Raw genomic sequence first — 16,226 nt, forward strand, 5'->3', positions numbered from 1 at the left:
CGCTTGCTTAGCGTTTCAGCGAGGCTGGCAGGTGCGGCTGGATGGCCGTCAGGACTGCTTTGAAGCATTTGGTGTTGCCGGCAACGATGTGGCCTTTTTCAAGGAAATCGTGACCGCCGGTGAAATCGCTCACCAGGCCGCCCGCTTCCTGGATCAGCAGGGCGCCTGCGGCCATGTCCCACTCGGACAGGCCCGACTCCCAGAACGCGTCGAAGCGGCCGGCAGCCACGTAGGCCAGGTCCAGGCTCGCCGAACCGGCGCGGCGGATGCCGGCGGTCTGGCCGACCAGGGCGCGGAACATGCCCAGGTAGTTGTCGAGGTTGTCCATTTGGTCGTCACGGAACGGGAAGCCGGTACCCAGCAGGGCGCCGTCCAGGCTGGTGCGGCCGCTGACGCGCAGGCGACGACCGTTCAGTTGAGCGCCGCGACCACGGCTGGCGGTGAATTCTTCTTGGCGAACCGGGTCCAGAACAACGGCGTGTTCCAGGCGACCGCGGTATTTGCAGGCGATGCTGACAGCGAAGTGAGGAATGCCGCGCAGGAAGTTGGTGGTGCCGTCCAGCGGATCGATGATCCACAGGTATTCTTCGCCTTCGATCCCGGTTCCGGCGTGCAGGCCGGTTTCTTCGCCGCGAATCGAGTGGTTCGGGTACGCCTTGCGCAGCGCGTCAATGATTTTCTGTTCAGCGGCGCGATCCACCTCGGATACGTAATCCTTGGCGTCTTTTTCGTCGACCTTGATGGTATCCAGGCGCTCGATGGAGCGGAAGATCAATTCACTGGCGCTGCGGGCGGCGCGCAGCGCGATATTCAGCATGGGCTGCATGGATGTGTCACCTAAGGTTGTTAAAGAAAGCCGGGCATTCTATCAGAACTTTTCTACAGGTGAAGGTCGGTGTTCGCTTTCATAGCTTAACGGTAGGATGCTCTGTAAGATTCTGCTCCCCTTTATTGTGTTCGAGAGCGCCTCCCTTGCTGCATAACATTCGTGTCGTCCTGGTCAATACCAGCCATCCCGGCAATATCGGCGGGGCTGCGCGTGCCATGAAGAACATGGGCCTGTCGCGGCTGGTGCTGGTCGAACCACGGTTGTTCCCGCACCACGAGGCCGATGCTCGTGCCTCCGGCGCCGGAGACATCCTTGAAAACGCCCAAGTCGTCGCCACCCTGGAAGATGCCCTGGTCGGCTGCAATCTGGTGCTCGGCACCAGTGCCAGAGACCGGCGCATCCCCTGGCCATTGCTCGATCCCCGCGAATGCGGTGGGAAAGTGGTCGAGGAAGCGGGGCAGGGCGCCGAGATCGCTTTGGTCTTTGGTCGTGAAGATTCCGGCCTGACCAATGAAGAGCTGCAGCGATGTCATTATCACGTGCACATCCCATCAGACCCCGAGTTCAGTTCGCTGAACCTCGGGGCAGCGGTGCAGGTGTTGAGCTATGAAGTGCGCATGTCCTGGCTCGCGGCCCAAGGCCAGCCGAGCAAGGTCGAGAAGGAAGAAGTGGCCTCCGTCAAAAGCGCTGAGCTGGCGACTATGGACGAGCTGGAGCGATTCTATGAACACCTGGAGCAAACCCTGGTGGCCATCGAATTCCTCGATCCGGAAAAACCGCGGCACTTGATGGCGCGCCTGCGTCGGTTGTACGGACGAAGCTCGGTCAGCCGGGCGGAAATGAATATATTGCGTGGCATCCTCACGGAAACCCAAAAAGCGGCCCGTGGCGAGCTTCTGAAGCGGAAGGATTAAAAATGTTCGAGCGTTTGCGTGAAGATATCCAGAGTGTTTTCCATCGAGACCCGGCAGCGCGCAACGCCTTTGAAGTCCTGACCTGCTACCCCGGCATGCACGCGATCTGGATTCATCGCCTGTCCGCCACATTCTGGCGTGCCGAGCTGAAATGGCTGGCGCGGCTGGTGTCGAACTTCGGTCGCTGGTTGACCGGGATCGAGATTCATCCGGGGGCGAAGGTGGGGCGTCGCTTCTTTATTGACCATGGCATGGGCATCGTCATCGGCGAAACCGCTGAGATCGGCGACGACGTCACGCTTTATCAGGGCGTGACACTCGGCGGCACCAGCTGGAACAAGGGCAAGCGCCATCCGACTCTGGAAGATGGCGTGGTGGTTGGCGCCGGTGCCAAGGTGCTGGGCCCGTTCACCGTGGGAGCGGGTGCCAAGGTTGGTTCCAATGCCGTGGTGACCAAGGCCGTGCCTGCTGGCGCGACCGTGGTCGGCATTCCTGGGCGGATCATCGTCAAGTCCGATGAAGAGCAGGATGCCAGGCGCAAAGCCATGGCCGAGAAGATCGGTTTCGATGCCTACGGTGTCGGTGAAGACATGCCGGACCCGGTGGCCCGCGCCATTAACCAGTTGCTCGACCACCTGCAGGCGGTCGATGGTCGTCTGGAGGGGATGTGCGGGGCGCTGAAGGATCTGGGCAGCAATTACTGTGCGAAAGATCTGCCTGAGCTGCGTGAAGAAGACTTTGCGTGTGTGAAGGACAAGGACCAGAGCCAGGCCGGCTAAGGGTTCGCCACGATCCCTGTAGGAGCGAGCTTGCTCGCGAAGGTCGTCAACGATGACGCTGGTCACCTGACACCCAGCGGCGCTCTTGAGTCCATCGCGAGCATGCTCGCTCCTACAAGGGACGGTAACGCGGTACTGCTGGCTGTAACCAGCCAGCCTTTGCTATGATGCGGCCGCTCTTTTGCGGGTAAACCTGACTAAAGTACTAGGTCTTATAGTTGACTTAAATACTCGGGAATTGCATACTCGCCCCAATTCCGAACTCCGTGGTAATTGTCCATGCGACTGACTACAAAAGGCCGATACGCCGTGACCGCCATGCTCGATCTGGCGTTGCACGCGCAGCACGGGCCGGTGTCCCTGGCCGATATCTCCGAGCGTCAAGGCATCTCCCTGTCCTACCTCGAACAGCTTTTCGCCAAGTTGCGCCGCAGCAATCTGGTGTCCAGCGTCCGGGGTCCCGGCGGCGGCTATCAGCTGTCCCGCGACATGCAGGGCATTCAGGTGGCCCAGGTGATCGATGCGGTCAACGAATCGGTCGATGCCACCAAATGCCAGGGCCAGGGCGATTGCCATCAAGGCGACACCTGCCTGACTCACCACTTGTGGTGCGACCTGAGCCTGCAGATTCACGAATTTCTGAGCGGTATCAGCTTGGCTGATCTTGTCACTCGCCGTGAGGTACAAGAGGTAGCCCAGCGTCAGGACCAGCGTCGTTGCAGCAGCAAGACGCCGCGCCTGGACAAGATTGAAGCGTCCGCCGTCGAATGACAGCCAAAGAGCTAACGGCACGCCAGCCAGCCTGATTTAGGAGATAGTCCATGAAATTGCCGATTTACCTTGATTACTCTGCGACCACCCCGGTTGATCCGCGTGTCGCGCAAAAGATGAGTGAATGCCTGCTGGTTGACGGAAACTTCGGTAACCCGGCGTCCCGTTCCCACGTATTCGGCTGGAAAGCTGAAGAGTCCGTCGAAAACGCCCGTCGTCAGGTCGCAGACCTGGTCAACGCCGACCCGCGTGAAATCGTCTGGACCTCCGGCGCCACCGAATCCGACAACCTGGCAATCAAGGGTGCGGCGCATTTCTACGCCACCAAAGGCAAGCACCTGATCACCACCAAGATTGAGCACAAGGCTGTCCTCGACACCATGCGCCAACTGGAGCGTGAAGGCTTTGAAGTAACCTACCTCGAGCCTCGCACCGACGGCCTGGTCACCCCGGAGATGGTCGAAGCCGCCCTGCGCGACGACACCATCCTGGTTTCGATCATGCACGTGAACAACGAAATCGGCACCATTAACGACATCGCAGCGATCGGCGAACTGACCCGCTCCAAGGGCATCCTGTTCCACGTCGACGCCGCTCAGTCCACCGGCAAGGTCGAGATCGACCTGCAGAAGCTGAAAGTCGACATGATGTCGTTCTCCGCCCACAAAACCTACGGTCCTAAAGGCATCGGCGCGCTTTACGTGAGCCGCAAGCCGCGTGTGCGCATCGAAGCGACCATGCACGGCGGCGGTCACGAGCGCGGCATGCGTTCCGGCACCCTGGCGACCCACCAGATCGTCGGCATGGGTGAAGCGTTCCGCGTAGCCAAGGAAGACATGGCGGCCGAGAACGTCCGGATCAAAGCCCTGAGCGACCGCTTCTTCAAGCAGGTCGAAGGCCTGGAAGAGCTGTACGTCAACGGCAGCCTGACCGCCCGCGTCCCGCACAACCTGAACCTGAGCTTCAACTACGTTGAAGGCGAGTCGCTGATCATGGCACTCAAGGATCTGGCGGTTTCGTCCGGTTCGGCCTGCACCTCGGCTTCGCTTGAGCCTTCGTACGTACTGCGCGCCCTGGGCCGCAACGATGAATTGGCACACAGCTCGATTCGCTTCACCTTCGGTCGCTTCACCACCGAAGAAGAAATCGACTACGCCGCGCAGAAAGTCTGCGAGGCCGTTACCAAGCTGCGCGCTCTGTCGCCGCTGTGGGACATGTACAAAGACGGTGTCGACATTTCGAAAATCGAGTGGGCGGCACACTGATTTCAAGTCGCCGCAAACCAGCCCCGTCGAACGCAGTTCCCGGGGCTTCAAGAGCGACTCTCTGATGAGTGAGGATTGAGAATCATGGCTTACAGCGAAAAGGTCATCGACCACTACGAAAACCCGCGTAACGTCGGCAAGATGGACGCAGAAGACCCGGATGTCGGTACCGGCATGGTCGGCGCTCCAGCGTGCGGCGACGTAATGCGCCTGCAGATCAAGGTCAATGAGCAAGGCATCATCGAAGACGCCAAGTTCAAGACCTACGGTTGCGGTTCGGCCATCGCCTCCAGCTCCCTGGCGACCGAGTGGATGAAAGGCAAGACTCTGGATGAAGCAGAGACCATCAAGAACACTCAACTGGCCGAAGAACTGGCCCTGCCGCCAGTGAAAATTCACTGCTCCGTACTCGCTGAAGACGCTATCAAAGCGGCCGTTCGCGACTACAAGCAGAAGAAAGGCTTGATCTGATCTTCAAGATTTTGCGACGAGTAAGGAGTCAACGATGGCTATCAGCATGACAGAAGCGGCTGCTCGACACGTGCGACGCTCCCTAGACGGGCGCGGCAAAGGTGAAGGGATTCGTCTGGGTGTTCGCACCACAGGCTGTTCCGGCCTTGCCTACGTGCTGGAGTTTGTCGACGAGGTGGTGGAAGAGGATCAGGTGTTCGAAAGTCACGGCGAGAAAGTGATTATCGACCCCAAGAGCCTGTCCTACCTCGACGGCACCGAGCTCGATTTCGTCAAGGAAGGGTTGAACGAAGGCTTCAAGTTCAACAACCCCAACGTCCGCGGTGAATGTGGCTGCGGCGAAAGCTTCAATATCTGAGGCTTCTTGTGGGTACTCCTTGTCATTTCGCTTTATTCGAGCTGCAACCGAGTTTCAACCTGGACCTCGACCAGCTGGCGACGCGCTACCGTGAGTTGGCGCGCAGTGTTCATCCGGACCGTTTTGCGGACGCTTCCGAGCGCGAGCAGCGGTTGGCGCTAGAGCAATCCGCGAGCCTCAACGAGGCCTACCAGACGCTCAAGAGCCCCCCGAAGCGCGCGCGATACTTGCTCGCTTTGAACGGTGGCGAGCTGCCACTGGAGGTCACGGTGCATGATCCGGAGTTTCTTCTGCAGCAGATGGCGCTGCGTGAAGAGCTCGAAGACCTGCAGGACAGTGCCGATCTGGCCGGTGTTGCGGTATTCAAGCGTCGCCTTAAATCGGCGCAGGATGAGCTGAACCAAAGCTTCGCAGCCTGTTGGAATGATGCAGCGCAACGCGAGCAGGCCGAGCGCCTGATGCGGCGCATGCAGTTCCTCGACAAGCTCACCTACGAAGTGCGCCAGTTAGAAGAGCGCCTCGACGATTAACCCAGTGCCGCTCCGGTCGCACGCCTGATATACAGATAAGTCCTGATCACGATGGCCCTACTGCAGATCGCCGAACCCGGCCAAAGTCCTCAACCGCACCAGCGTCGTCTGGCTGTGGGGATCGACTTGGGCACTACCAATTCGCTGGTCGCTGCGTTGCGCAGTGGTCTTTCCGAGCCTCTGGCTGACGCTGATGGCCAGGTCATCCTGCCATCCGCCGTGCGCTACCACGCCGATCGCGTCGAAGTCGGCGAATCGGCCAAGCTGGCGGCTGCTACCGATCCTTTGAACACCGTGCTGTCGGTCAAGCGCTTGATGGGTCGTGGTCTGTCCGACGTCAAGCAATTGGGCGAACAACTGCCGTACCGCTTTGTCGGCGGCGAGTCGCACATGCCGTTCATCGACACCATCCAGGGTCCGAAAAGCCCGGTTGAGGTCTCTGCCGATATTCTGAAAGTGTTGCGTCAGCGCGCCGAAGAAGCGTTGGGTGGCGAACTGGTGGGTGCGGTGATCACCGTTCCGGCCTACTTCGACGACGCCCAGCGCCAAGCCACCAAGGACGCGGCGAAGCTTGCCGGCCTCAACGTGTTGCGTTTGCTCAATGAGCCGACCGCCGCGGCGGTGGCCTACGGTCTGGATCAACACGCTGAAGGCCTGGTCGCGATTTATGACCTGGGCGGCGGCACTTTCGATATTTCGATCCTGCGCCTGACCGGCGGCGTGTTCGAAGTGCTGGCCACCGGCGGCGACAGTGCCCTGGGCGGCGACGACTTCGATCATGCGATCGCTGGCTGGATCATCGAGAGCGCCGGTTTGTCCGCTGACCTCGATCCGGGTGCGCAACGCCATCTGCTGCAAACCGCTTGTGCGGCGAAAGAAGCGCTGACCCATGCGTCATCGGTTGAAGTCGCTTATGGCGACTGGAAAGCCGAGCTGACGCGCGAAGCCTTCAATGCGCTGATCGAGCCAATGGTCGCGCGCAGCCTGAAAGCCTGCCGTCGCGCCGTGCGTGACTCCGGCGTCGAGCTGGAAGAAGTGCACGCCGTGGTGATGGTGGGTGGCTCGACACGTGTACCTCGCGTCCGCGAAGCCGTCGCTGAAGCCTTCGGTCGGGAACCGTTGACCGAAATCGACCCGGATCAAGTGGTGGCCATTGGTGCCGCGATCCAGGCTGACACGCTGGCAGGCAACAAGCGCGATGGTGGCGAACTGCTGCTGCTCGATGTGATTCCGTTGTCCCTGGGCCTGGAAACCATGGGCGGCCTGATGGAGAAGGTGATTCCGCGTAACACTACGATCCCCGTCGCCCGCGCCCAGGACTTCACCACGTACAAAGACGGCCAGTCGGCCATGGCGATTCACGTGTTGCAGGGCGAGCGCGAGCTGATCAGCGACTGCCGCTCCCTGGCGCGCTTCGAATTGCGCGGCATTCCGGCGATGGTAGCGGGTGCAGCGAAGATTCGCGTGACCTTCCAGGTCGATGCCGATGGCCTGCTCAGCGTGTCGGCCCGGGAATTGGGTTCAGGCGTTGAGGCGAGCATTCAGGTCAAGCCGTCCTACGGCCTGACCGACGGCGAGATCGCCAAGATGCTCAAGGATTCGTTCCAGCACGCCAACGACGACAAGGTCGCCCGCGTACTGCGTGAGCAGCAGGTCGATGCTCAGCGCCTGATCGAAGCGGTACAGGCCGCTCTCGATGTCGACGGCGAGCGCTTGCTCGATGCCGAAGAGCGCATGGTCATCGAATTGCAGACGCAGGAACTGACCGAATTGATGAAAGGCACCGATGGTTACGCCATCGAGCAGCAGACCAAGCGTCTGTCGCAAGTGACCGACGCCTTTGCTGCCCGCCGCCTGGACTCGACGGTGAAAGCCGCGCTGGCGGGGCGCAACCTGAATGAAATCGAGGATAACTGATGCCGCAGGTCATTTTTCTGCCACACGATAAGTTTTGCCCGGACGGCATGGTTGTGGAAGCCGAGCCCGGTACGTCGATTCTCGATCTGGCGCACGAGCACCACATCGAGATGGAAAATGCCTGTGGCGGCGTCTGCGCCTGCACCACCTGTCACTGCATCATTCGCGAAGGGTTTGATTCGCTGGAAGAAGCGGACGAACTGGAAGAAGATTTCCTCGATCGCGCCTGGGGTCTGGAAGCGCAATCGCGCCTGGCCTGTCAGGCAATCGTCGGGACCGAAGACCTGACCGTCGAAATTCCGAAATACTCGCTCAACCATGCAGCCGAAGCGCCGCACTGATTCAAAGGAGCTGTCATGAGTCTGAAATGGGTTGATGTGCTGGAAATCGCCATCCAGCTGGCAGAATCGAAGCCGGATGTCGATCCGCGCTACGTGAACTTCGTCGAACTGTCGCGTTGGGTGCAGGCATTGCCGGAATTCAACGATGATCCGAATCGCGGTGGCGAGAAGGTGCTTGAAGCCATTCAGGCCGCCTGGATCGAAGAAGCAGACTGAGTCTGAACCGTACGCAGTTAGGCAATACCCAAGAACCCGCGTATAATTCGCGGGTTTAATTTTTCACAAATTACCGTTTCTGGAGTTACACCATGGCTGTTCAACGTACTTTCTCCATCATCAAGCCTGACGCTGTTGCAAAAAACGTCATCGGCGAGATCACCACTCGTTTCGAAAAAGCAGGCCTGCGCGTTGTAGCTTCGAAACTGAAGCAACTGTCCAAAGCCGAAGCTGAAGGCTTCTACGCTGAGCACAGCGCTCGTGGTTTCTTCGGCGACCTGGTTGCTTTCATGATCTCCGGTCCGGTTGTCGTTCAGGTTCTGGAAGGCGAGAACGCTATCGCTCTGAACCGTGAGCTGATGGGCGCTACCAACCCTAAAGAAGCCGCTGCCGGCACCATCCGCGCTGACTTCGCTGATTCCATCGACGCCAACGCTGTACACGGTTCGGACTCCGAAGCCGCTGCTGCTCGCGAAATCTCGTACTTCTTCGCCGCTACTGAAGTAACCACTCGCTAAGCATTGGCTTAAGAGTGAAGGTGAATCCATGACTACATCGACTGTAAAAACCAACCTGCTGGGGCTGACTCAGCAGGAAATGGAAAAATTCTTCGACTCGATCGGGGAGAAGCGTTTCCGTGCCGGTCAGGTAATGAAATGGATTCACCACCTTGGCGTCGATGATTTCGACGCCATGACGAACGTCAGCAAGGCCTTGCGCGACAAGCTCAAGGCTATTGCCGAAGTTCGCGGTCCTGAAGTCGTCAGCGAGGACATATCCAGCGACGGCACCCGTAAGTGGGTGGTGCGCGTGGCGTCCGGCAGCTGCGTCGAGACCGTCTACATTCCCCAGGGCAAACGCGGCACCTTGTGCGTTTCGTCCCAGGCAGGCTGTGCCCTGGATTGCAGTTTCTGCTCCACCGGCAAGCAAGGTTTCAACAGCAACCTCACCGCCGCCGAAGTCATCGGCCAGGTGTGGATTGCCAATAAATCGTTCGGCAGCATCCCGGCGACCGCCGACCGTGCCATCACCAACGTAGTGATGATGGGCATGGGCGAGCCGCTGCTGAACTTCGACAACGTCGTGGCGGCCATGCATCTGATGATGGACGACCTCGGTTACGGCATTTCCAAACGCCGTGTGACCCTGTCGACCTCCGGCGTGGTGCCGATGATCGATGAGCTGGCCAAGCACATCGACGTCTCCCTGGCGTTGTCCCTGCACGCACCGAACGACGCATTGCGTAACCAATTGGTGCCGATCAACAAGAAATATCCGCTTAAGATGCTCCTCGAGTCGTGCCAGCGCTACATGTCGTCCCTGGGCGAAAAGCGCGTGCTGACCATCGAGTACACCTTGCTCAAGGACATCAACGACAAGGTTGAACATGCCGTCGAGATGATCGAGTTGCTCAAGAACATCCCGTGCAAGATCAACCTGATTCCGTTCAATCCGTTCCCGCATTCCGGTTACGAGCGTCCGAGCAACAACGCGATTCGCCGGTTCCAGGATCAGCTTCACCATGCAGGCTTCAACGTCACTGTGCGCACCACCCGCGGTGAAGACATCGATGCCGCGTGTGGCCAATTGGTAGGGCAGGTGCTGGATCGCACCCGTCGCAGCGAACGTTATATCGCCGTGCGCGAGTTGAGCGCCGAAAACGATATGGCGCAGAACGCCGCGAAATAAATCAAGAGAGGATCTCTATGTCCCTGCGCTTCGCGCTGCTTGTGCTGTTGGCCAGTCTTTGTACTGGCTGCGTCCTTTCGGGCGATTTCAACCCGATGAAGACCAGCAAGGGCCGCGACGAAGCGCGTGTTGCCTACGTGCAACTGGGGCTGGGTTACTTGCAGCAGGGCATGACCGAGCGCGCCAAGGTGCCGCTGAAAAAGGCACTGGAGCTGGACAATTCTGACCCTGACGCCAACGCTGCGCTGGGGCTGGTGTTTCAGGCGGAAATGGAGCCGGAGCTGGCGGACGAACATTTTCGCAAGGCGCTGTCCTCTCGGCCTAAAGATGCGCGAATCCTGAATAACTACGGCAGTTTTCTTTTCGAACAGCAGCGCTATAAAGAGGCTTACGAGCGCTTCGAGCAAGCCGCTGCCGATACCCTGTATCCTGAGCGTTCACGAGTGTTCGAGAACCTGGGCATGACCGCTTCGAAGCTTGGTCAGCGCGACCTGGCCCAGCAGCAACTGGAAAAAGCCCTGCGTTTGAACCGTCAACAACCCCGTGCATTGCTGGAAATGGCTGAGTTGTCTTACGAAGACAGGCATTATGTGCCCGCACGTGACTATTACGACCGTTTTAGCCTGCTCACCGAGCAAAATGCACGTAGTCTATTGCTCGGCGTCCGGCTGGCAAAAGTGTTCGAAGATCGCGACAAGGCCGCCAGTTTTGGCCTGCAACTAAAACGACTCTATCCCGGTACGCCGGAATATCAGCAATACCTGTCGGAGCAATGATGAAAGCGGCGCATCCCGAAGTTGTAGCAGCGAATCGCGTTAATCCCGGTGAGACATTGCGCCAGGCCCGCGAAAGCAATGGCTGGTCGCTGGCCGAAGTGGCCCTCAAGCTCAACCTCACCGTCAATTCCCTGAGCAATCTTGAAGCCGGCGCTTTCGACAAGCTGCCTGGGCATACCTTCGCTCGCGGTTACATTCGCGCGTATGCCAAGTTGCTGGGCATGGACCAGACCGTTCTGGTCCAGCAGTTCGACCAATCCACCGGCACCGACTCCCAAGGCAGCAACGTCCACAGCCTGGGCCGTATCGAAGAGCCGGTGCGGGTGTCCCACACCATTTTGCGTATTGTCAGCCTGTTGCTACTGATCGCCGTGATCGGCGGTGGTTTCGTCTGGTGGCAGGATCAAACCTCGCAGCGCGCCAAAGACGTGACCAGCCTGAGCCCGGAACACGTTGAAGTCGAAGGCGCCGACGGCACCACCCAGATCCATCCGCTGGACGAGCCGGAAGACCAGGCGGTCGCGGAAGGTCAGGCTGAAGGCTCGACGTCGCTGGCATTGCCGCAAGCCGAGAATTCCACTGAAGCACCGGCCGAAGCTGAAGCCACTACGCCCGCAACTCCAACGGCACCGGTTGCGCCGGCGCCCGCCGCACCGACCCACAACGCTGCGCCTGCGGCACCGGCGCACGGCACCGCCCCGGTTGTCACGACGCCGGTAGCGCCGACCGCTCCTGTCGTATCGAACCCGCCTGCCAGCGCTTCGGTCACTCCGACCATTCCTGCTCCGGCAGCGGCGGCTCCGGTGGCCGGCCAGGGTCAGGTTCAACTGCAATTCACCGCTGATTGCTGGACGCAAGTCACCGATGGCACCGGCAAGGTGCTGTTGAGTGGTTTGAAGCGTAAAGGCGAAAACGTCAGCGTCAGCGGCAAGCCGCCGTTCGCCGTGCGCCTGGGCTTCGCCCGTGGCGCGCAGGTCAGTTACAACGGACAGGTGGTTGATGTCGCTCCGTTCACCAGTGGCGAGACTGCTCGCCTGAAGTTGGGTCAATAAGTCATGCACGGCGAATCTCCAATCAAACGTCGCGAGTCCCGCAAGATCTGGGTCGGTAACGTGCCTGTGGGCGGCGATGCGCCTATCGCTGTGCAGAGCATGACCAACAGCGACACCAATGACGTGGCTGCCACGGTCGCCCAGATCAATCGTCTGGAAGCCGCTGGCGTCGATATCGTGCGGGTGTCCGTGCCGGACATGGACGCCGCCGAGGCGTTCGGCAAGATCAAGCAACTGGTCAAAGTGCCGCTGGTGGCCGACATTCACTTCGACTACAAGATCGCCTTGCGCGTCGCCGAACTGGGTGTCGATTGCCTGCGGATCAACCCGGGCAACATCGGTCGTGAAGACCGCGTGCGTGCGGTGGTCGATGCCGCCCGTGACCGCGGGATTCCGATCCGCATCGGCGTCAACGCCGGTTCCCTGGAAAAAGACCTGCAAAAGAAATATGGCGAGCCAACCCCGGCCGCGCTGGTCGAGTCCGCCCTGCGTCATGTCGAGCACCTTGAACGCCTGAATTTCCAGGACTTCAAGGTCAGCGTGAAAGCCTCCGATGTGTTCATGGCCGTCGCCGCCTACCGCTTGCTGGCCAAGGAAATCGTCCAGCCGCTGCACCTGGGCATCACCGAAGCCGGTGGTTTGCGTTCAGGCACAGTGAAATCCGCCGTGGGCCTCGGTATGCTGCTCGCCGAAGGGATTGGCGATACTATCCGCATCTCGTTGGCGGCCGATCCGGTCGAGGAAGTGAAAGTCGGCTACGACATTCTCAAATCCCTGCACCTGCGTTCCCGTGGGATCAACTTCATCGCCTGCCCGAGCTGCTCGCGGCAGAACTTCGATGTGGTCAAGACCATGAACGAGCTGGAAGGGCGCCTCGAAGACCTGCTGGTGCCGCTGGATGTCGCGGTCATCGGTTGCGTGGTCAACGGGCCGGGCGAAGCCAAGGAAGCCCATATCGGCTTGACCGGCGGCACGCCCAACCTGATTTACATCGACGGCAAGCCGTCGCAGAAACTGACGAATGACAATCTGGTGGATGAGCTTGAACGCTTGATCCGCCAGAAAGCGGCCGAAAAGGTCGAGGCCGACGCTGCTGTAATCGCTCGCGGCTAAGCCCGACTGAAGAGCCGAACGAATTTAAGGATTTAAAGTGAGCAAGTCTCTGCAAGCCATACGTGGCATGAACGACATCCTGCCCGAGCAGACTCCCCTGTGGCGTCATTTCGAGGGCACCGTTGCGCGCCTGCTGGATAACTACGGTTACAAGCAGATCCGCATGCCGATCGTCGAGTTCACCGAGCTGTTCAAGCGCTCGATCGGTGAAGTGACCGATATCGTCGAAAAAGAGATGTACACCTTCGAAGACCGCAACGGCGATTCCCTGACCTTGCGTCCTGAAGGAACGGCGGCCTGCGTGCGTGCGGTGCTCGAGCACGGCATCACCGGTGGTGGCCAGGTGCAGAAACTCTGGTACATCGGCCCGATGTTCCGCCACGAACGCCCGCAGAAAGGCCGTTATCGTCAGTTCCACCAGATTGGTGTCGAGGTGTTCAACCTCGACGGTCCGGACATCGACGCCGAGCTGATCGTGCTGACCTGGCGCCTGTGGGGCGAGCTGGGCATCCGTGATGCGGTCAAGCTCGAGCTCAACAGCCTGGGCACCAGCGAATCCCGTGGTCGCTACCGCGAAGCGCTGGTCGAGTTCCTGTCTGCGCATCTGGACAAGCTGGACGAAGACAGCCAGCGTCGCTTGAAGACCAATCCGCTGCGGGTGCTGGACACCAAGAACGCCGAGACTCAGGCGATCCTGGTCGATGCGCCGAAAATGGCTGATTACCTCGACGACGAATCCCGCCTGCACTTCGAGGGCCTCAAGGCGCGCCTCGAGGCAGCCGGCATTCCATATGTGATCAACCCGAAGCTGGTGCGCGGCCTGGATTACTACAGCAAGACCGTTTTCGAATGGGTCACCGACAAGTTGGGCGCGCAAGGCACGGTATGTGCCGGTGGCCGCTACGACGGTCTGGTGGAGCAGATGGGCGGCAAGCCAACCCCGGGCGTCGGTTTCGCCATGGGCATCGAGCGTCTGGTGCTGCTGCTGGAAACCCTGCAACAGATTCCGCAAGAGATTTCCCGTCAGGTCGACGTTTATCTCTGCGCCTTCGGCGAGGCAGCCGAACTGGCGGCCCTGACCCTGAGCGAGAAAGTGCGCGATCAGTTACCCAACCTGCGTCTGCAGATCAATGCCGGCGCCGGCAGCTTCAAAAGCCAGTTCAAGAAAGCCGACAAGAGCGGTGCGCTGTACGCGCTGATCCTCGGTGACGACGAAATGGCCCAGCAAGTGGTAGGTTTCAAACCCCTGCGTGGCCAGGGCGAACAACAAAGCATTGCCTGGGATGCGCTTGCTGCACACCTGGCCACCTGCGTCGTGCAGGGTTGAAGCTGTCAAACAGCCGATTTAGCGATTAAGGAGTATTGGGGTGTCGAGTACCGAAGACGAACAGCTGGCGGATTTGAAGGACTGGTGGACACGCAACGGCAAGCCCCTGGTTACTGGCGGCCTGTTGGCGCTGGTCATCGTGTTCGGCTGGCAGGCCTTTCACAAGTATCAGAGCAATCAGTCGCAAGGCGCCTCGATGCTCTATCAGCAATTGCTCGAAACCACGCTGACGCCTGACGGCAAGCCTGATGCCGCCCGTGTTTCGGACCTGGCCGGCAAGCTTAACAGCGAGTTCGCCGGCACCGCCTACGCCCAGTACGGCAGCCTGTTCGTGGCGAAAGTCGCGGTCGACAGCGGCAAACTGGACGACGCGGCCAGCGAGCTCAACGCTATCGTCGCCAAACCGGCCAACCCGGCACTGGGCGAAATCGCCCGTCAGCGCCTGGCACAGGTGCTGGCCGCGCAGAACAAGGCCGATGAAGCCCTGAAGCTGCTCGACGGCGATGCCGACAAGGCGTTCCTGGCCACTCGCGAAGAACTCAAGGGTGACCTGCTGGTGCAGTTGGGTCGCACCGACGAAGCGAACACGGCGTATCAAAAAGCCAAGGCGGCACTGTCAGATGAAGCGGCAGTCGGTGGCCTACAAATCAAGCTGGACGACCTGGCCAAAGGGGATGCGTGACGTGATCCGTTGGAAACATGCAGCATTGCTGGCTCTGGCCATATTGGCCGCGGGTTGCAGCAGCAACAGCAAAAAAGAATTGCCACCGGCCGAGCTGACCGACTTCAAAGAAGAAGTGGTCCTGCAAAAGCAGTGGAGTCGTTCGATCGGTGACGGTCAGGGCGAAACCTACAACATGCTGGTTCCTGCGATCGATGGCGATACCATCTATGCCGCCGACGTCACCGGCGTGGTGATGGCGATGGATCGCAGCAATGGCGACGTCAAATGGAAGAAAGATCTTGATCTGCCCGTGTCCGGCGCCGTTGGCGTGGGTTACGGCCTGCTCCTGATCGGCACGACCAAGGGCGAAATCGTTGCCATGGACGCCATCAACGGTGAAGAGAAATGGCGCGCTCGCGTGTCCAGCGAAGTGCTCGCACCGCCGGCCAACAACGGTGATGTGGTCGTGGTTCAGACCCAGGACGACCGTCTGATCGGTCTGGATGCCGCCACCGGCAACCAGCGCTGGTTGTATGACAGCACCCCGGCGGTCCTGACTCTGCGCGGCACCAGTGCGCCGATCGTGACCAACCGCTTCGCGGTGGCTGGCTTGTCGACCGGTAAAGTGGTCGCGCTCGATATTTCCAACGGCGTGCCGGTGTGGGAACAACGGGTCGCGATCCCGCAAGGTCGTTCCGAACTGGAGCGTGTTGTCGATATCGACGGCGGCTTGCTGCTGTCCGGCGGCACGTTGTACGTCGCCAGCTACCAGGGTCGCGTCGCGGCACTGGACCTGGAAAGCGGTCGTCAGCTCTGGCAGCGTGATGCTTCCAGCTATGCCGGCGTAGCCCAGGGTTTCGGCACTGTTTATGTCAGCCTGTCTTCGGGCACGGTTGAAGGCGTCGACGAACGTTCCACCACAGCGCTGTGGAGCAACGATTCGCTGGCCCGCCGTCAACTGTCCGCGCCGGAAGTGTTTTCCAGCTACGTTGCAGTCGGCGACATGGAAGGCTACCTGCACCTGTTGAGCCAGGTGGACGGTCGTTTCGTCGGCCGCGAGCGCATCGACAGCGACGGCCTGCGTGCCCGTCCGCTGGTGGTGGATAACACGATTTATCTGTATGGCAACAGCGGCAAACTGGAAGCCCTGACCATCAAGTAAGACTATGCTTGGGGTTTAACCCCCAGGCAGCGGCACTTCTGTAGGGGCGAGC

Annotated in this window: 19 protein-coding genes; 18 read left to right on the forward strand and 1 reads right to left on the reverse strand. The window is 60.0% G+C overall.

Features of this window, described 5'->3' with window-relative positions; all coding sequences use genetic code 11:
* Positions 1–7 precede the first annotated feature (7 nt).
* The gene (gene suhB / locus NTD84_RS16020) at positions 8–826 is read right to left on the reverse strand and encodes an inositol-phosphate phosphatase (protein WP_016984379.1); all 819 of its coding nucleotides are present in this window, start codon (positions 824–826) and stop codon (positions 8–10) included.
* A 146-nt stretch (positions 827–972) separates the two neighbouring features.
* Between suhB and trmJ the strand changes: the two genes are divergently transcribed.
* The 18 genes from trmJ (at position 973) to bamB (ending at position 16,174) form a co-directional block, all read left to right on the forward strand.
* Positions 973–1,743, forward strand: coding sequence for a tRNA (cytosine(32)/uridine(32)-2'-O)-methyltransferase TrmJ (gene trmJ / locus NTD84_RS16025; RefSeq protein WP_262167254.1), 771 nt, complete (start codon positions 973–975; stop codon positions 1,741–1,743).
* 2 nt (positions 1,744–1,745) lie between these two features.
* Positions 1,746–2,522, forward strand: coding sequence for a serine O-acetyltransferase (cysE, locus tag NTD84_RS16030; RefSeq protein WP_262167256.1), 777 nt, complete (start codon positions 1,746–1,748; stop codon positions 2,520–2,522).
* Positions 2,523–2,801: 279 nt separating this feature from the next.
* Positions 2,802–3,293 (forward strand): Fe-S cluster assembly transcriptional regulator IscR, encoded by a 492-nt coding sequence (gene iscR, locus NTD84_RS16035; RefSeq protein WP_262167258.1) that lies wholly within the window; start codon positions 2,802–2,804, stop codon positions 3,291–3,293.
* 50 nt (positions 3,294–3,343) lie between these two features.
* The gene (locus tag NTD84_RS16040; RefSeq protein WP_262167261.1) at positions 3,344–4,558 is read left to right on the forward strand and encodes an IscS subfamily cysteine desulfurase; all 1,215 of its coding nucleotides are present in this window, start codon (positions 3,344–3,346) and stop codon (positions 4,556–4,558) included.
* 84 nt (positions 4,559–4,642) lie between these two features.
* Positions 4,643–5,029 (forward strand): Fe-S cluster assembly scaffold IscU, encoded by a 387-nt coding sequence (gene iscU / locus NTD84_RS16045; protein ID WP_003443374.1) that lies wholly within the window; start codon positions 4,643–4,645, stop codon positions 5,027–5,029.
* Between the two features lie 34 nt (positions 5,030–5,063).
* Positions 5,064–5,387, forward strand: a complete 324-nt coding sequence (iscA, locus tag NTD84_RS16050; RefSeq protein WP_123435026.1) for an iron-sulfur cluster assembly protein IscA — start codon at positions 5,064–5,066, stop codon at positions 5,385–5,387.
* An 8-nt stretch (positions 5,388–5,395) separates the two neighbouring features.
* The gene (gene hscB, locus NTD84_RS16055) at positions 5,396–5,917 is read left to right on the forward strand and encodes a co-chaperone HscB (protein WP_262167433.1); all 522 of its coding nucleotides are present in this window, start codon (positions 5,396–5,398) and stop codon (positions 5,915–5,917) included.
* Between the two features lie 51 nt (positions 5,918–5,968).
* Complete coding sequence (gene hscA / locus NTD84_RS16060; protein ID WP_262167267.1) at positions 5,969–7,834, forward strand: Fe-S protein assembly chaperone HscA; 1,866 nt, start codon at positions 5,969–5,971, stop codon at positions 7,832–7,834.
* Positions 7,834–8,175 (forward strand): ISC system 2Fe-2S type ferredoxin, encoded by a 342-nt coding sequence (fdx, locus tag NTD84_RS16065; RefSeq protein WP_262167269.1) that lies wholly within the window; start codon positions 7,834–7,836, stop codon positions 8,173–8,175. Before hscA ends, fdx begins: the two co-directional genes overlap by 1 nt.
* A gap of 15 nt (positions 8,176–8,190) precedes the next feature.
* Positions 8,191–8,391, forward strand: coding sequence for a Fe-S cluster assembly protein IscX (gene iscX / locus NTD84_RS16070; protein WP_262167272.1), 201 nt, complete (start codon positions 8,191–8,193; stop codon positions 8,389–8,391).
* A 92-nt stretch (positions 8,392–8,483) separates the two neighbouring features.
* Complete coding sequence (gene ndk / locus NTD84_RS16075) at positions 8,484–8,909, forward strand: nucleoside-diphosphate kinase (protein WP_007916882.1); 426 nt, start codon at positions 8,484–8,486, stop codon at positions 8,907–8,909.
* Between the two features lie 28 nt (positions 8,910–8,937).
* Positions 8,938–10,080 carry a 23S rRNA (adenine(2503)-C(2))-methyltransferase RlmN gene (rlmN, locus tag NTD84_RS16080; protein ID WP_262167276.1) on the forward strand — a complete coding sequence of 381 codons (1,143 nt, stop codon included), beginning with the start codon at positions 8,938–8,940 and terminating at the stop codon, positions 10,078–10,080.
* A 17-nt stretch (positions 10,081–10,097) separates the two neighbouring features.
* Complete coding sequence (gene pilW / locus NTD84_RS16085; RefSeq protein ID WP_262167278.1) at positions 10,098–10,856, forward strand: type IV pilus biogenesis/stability protein PilW; 759 nt, start codon at positions 10,098–10,100, stop codon at positions 10,854–10,856.
* Positions 10,856–11,908, forward strand: coding sequence for a helix-turn-helix domain-containing protein (locus NTD84_RS16090; RefSeq protein ID WP_262167281.1), 1,053 nt, complete (start codon positions 10,856–10,858; stop codon positions 11,906–11,908). The genes pilW and NTD84_RS16090 overlap by 1 nt, the downstream gene beginning before the upstream one ends.
* Before the next feature lie 3 nt (positions 11,909–11,911).
* On the forward strand, positions 11,912–13,021 hold the full coding sequence (gene ispG, locus NTD84_RS16095) for a flavodoxin-dependent (E)-4-hydroxy-3-methylbut-2-enyl-diphosphate synthase (protein ID WP_007903603.1): 1,110 nt from the start codon (positions 11,912–11,914) through the stop codon (positions 13,019–13,021).
* 37 nt (positions 13,022–13,058) lie between these two features.
* Positions 13,059–14,348 (forward strand): histidine--tRNA ligase, encoded by a 1,290-nt coding sequence (hisS, locus tag NTD84_RS16100; RefSeq protein ID WP_262167286.1) that lies wholly within the window; start codon positions 13,059–13,061, stop codon positions 14,346–14,348.
* Between the two features lie 40 nt (positions 14,349–14,388).
* Positions 14,389–15,030, forward strand: a complete 642-nt coding sequence (locus NTD84_RS16105; RefSeq protein WP_262167289.1) for a tetratricopeptide repeat protein — start codon at positions 14,389–14,391, stop codon at positions 15,028–15,030.
* Positions 15,023–16,174, forward strand: coding sequence for an outer membrane protein assembly factor BamB (gene bamB / locus NTD84_RS16110; protein WP_262167292.1), 1,152 nt, complete (start codon positions 15,023–15,025; stop codon positions 16,172–16,174). The genes NTD84_RS16105 and bamB overlap by 8 nt, the downstream gene beginning before the upstream one ends.
* Positions 16,175–16,226 lie beyond the last annotated feature (52 nt).

It is taken from the genome of Pseudomonas sp. 14P_8.1_Bac3, assembly GCF_025466085.1.
In the GTDB taxonomy this organism is placed as follows: domain Bacteria; phylum Pseudomonadota; class Gammaproteobacteria; order Pseudomonadales; family Pseudomonadaceae; genus Aquipseudomonas.

What these genes read in the sequence shown, in the direction of transcription:
- fdx (WP_262167269.1), top strand. Translation starts at nt 7,834, where the DNA reads ATGCCGCAGGTCATTTTTCTGCCACACGATAAGTTTTGCCCGGACGGC.
- bamB (WP_262167292.1), top strand. Translation starts at nt 15,023, where the DNA reads ATGCGTGACGTGATCCGTTGGAAACATGCAGCATTGCTGGCTCTGGCC.
- iscA (WP_123435026.1), top strand. Translation starts at nt 5,064, where the DNA reads ATGGCTATCAGCATGACAGAAGCGGCTGCTCGACACGTGCGACGCTCC.
- NTD84_RS16090 (WP_262167281.1), top strand. Translation starts at nt 10,856, where the DNA reads ATGAAAGCGGCGCATCCCGAAGTTGTAGCAGCGAATCGCGTTAATCCC.
- ispG (WP_007903603.1), top strand. Translation starts at nt 11,912, where the DNA reads ATGCACGGCGAATCTCCAATCAAACGTCGCGAGTCCCGCAAGATCTGG.
- iscX (WP_262167272.1), top strand. Translation starts at nt 8,191, where the DNA reads ATGAGTCTGAAATGGGTTGATGTGCTGGAAATCGCCATCCAGCTGGCA.
- cysE (WP_262167256.1), top strand. Translation starts at nt 1,746, where the DNA reads ATGTTCGAGCGTTTGCGTGAAGATATCCAGAGTGTTTTCCATCGAGAC.
- iscR (WP_262167258.1), top strand. Translation starts at nt 2,802, where the DNA reads ATGCGACTGACTACAAAAGGCCGATACGCCGTGACCGCCATGCTCGAT.
- suhB (WP_016984379.1), bottom strand. Translation starts at nt 826, where the DNA reads ATGCAGCCCATGCTGAATATCGCGCTGCGCGCCGCCCGCAGCGCCAGT.
- NTD84_RS16040 (WP_262167261.1), top strand. Translation starts at nt 3,344, where the DNA reads ATGAAATTGCCGATTTACCTTGATTACTCTGCGACCACCCCGGTTGAT.
- iscU (WP_003443374.1), top strand. Translation starts at nt 4,643, where the DNA reads ATGGCTTACAGCGAAAAGGTCATCGACCACTACGAAAACCCGCGTAAC.
- rlmN (WP_262167276.1), top strand. Translation starts at nt 8,938, where the DNA reads ATGACTACATCGACTGTAAAAACCAACCTGCTGGGGCTGACTCAGCAG.
- ndk (WP_007916882.1), top strand. Translation starts at nt 8,484, where the DNA reads ATGGCTGTTCAACGTACTTTCTCCATCATCAAGCCTGACGCTGTTGCA.
- pilW (WP_262167278.1), top strand. Translation starts at nt 10,098, where the DNA reads ATGTCCCTGCGCTTCGCGCTGCTTGTGCTGTTGGCCAGTCTTTGTACT.
- hscA (WP_262167267.1), top strand. Translation starts at nt 5,969, where the DNA reads ATGGCCCTACTGCAGATCGCCGAACCCGGCCAAAGTCCTCAACCGCAC.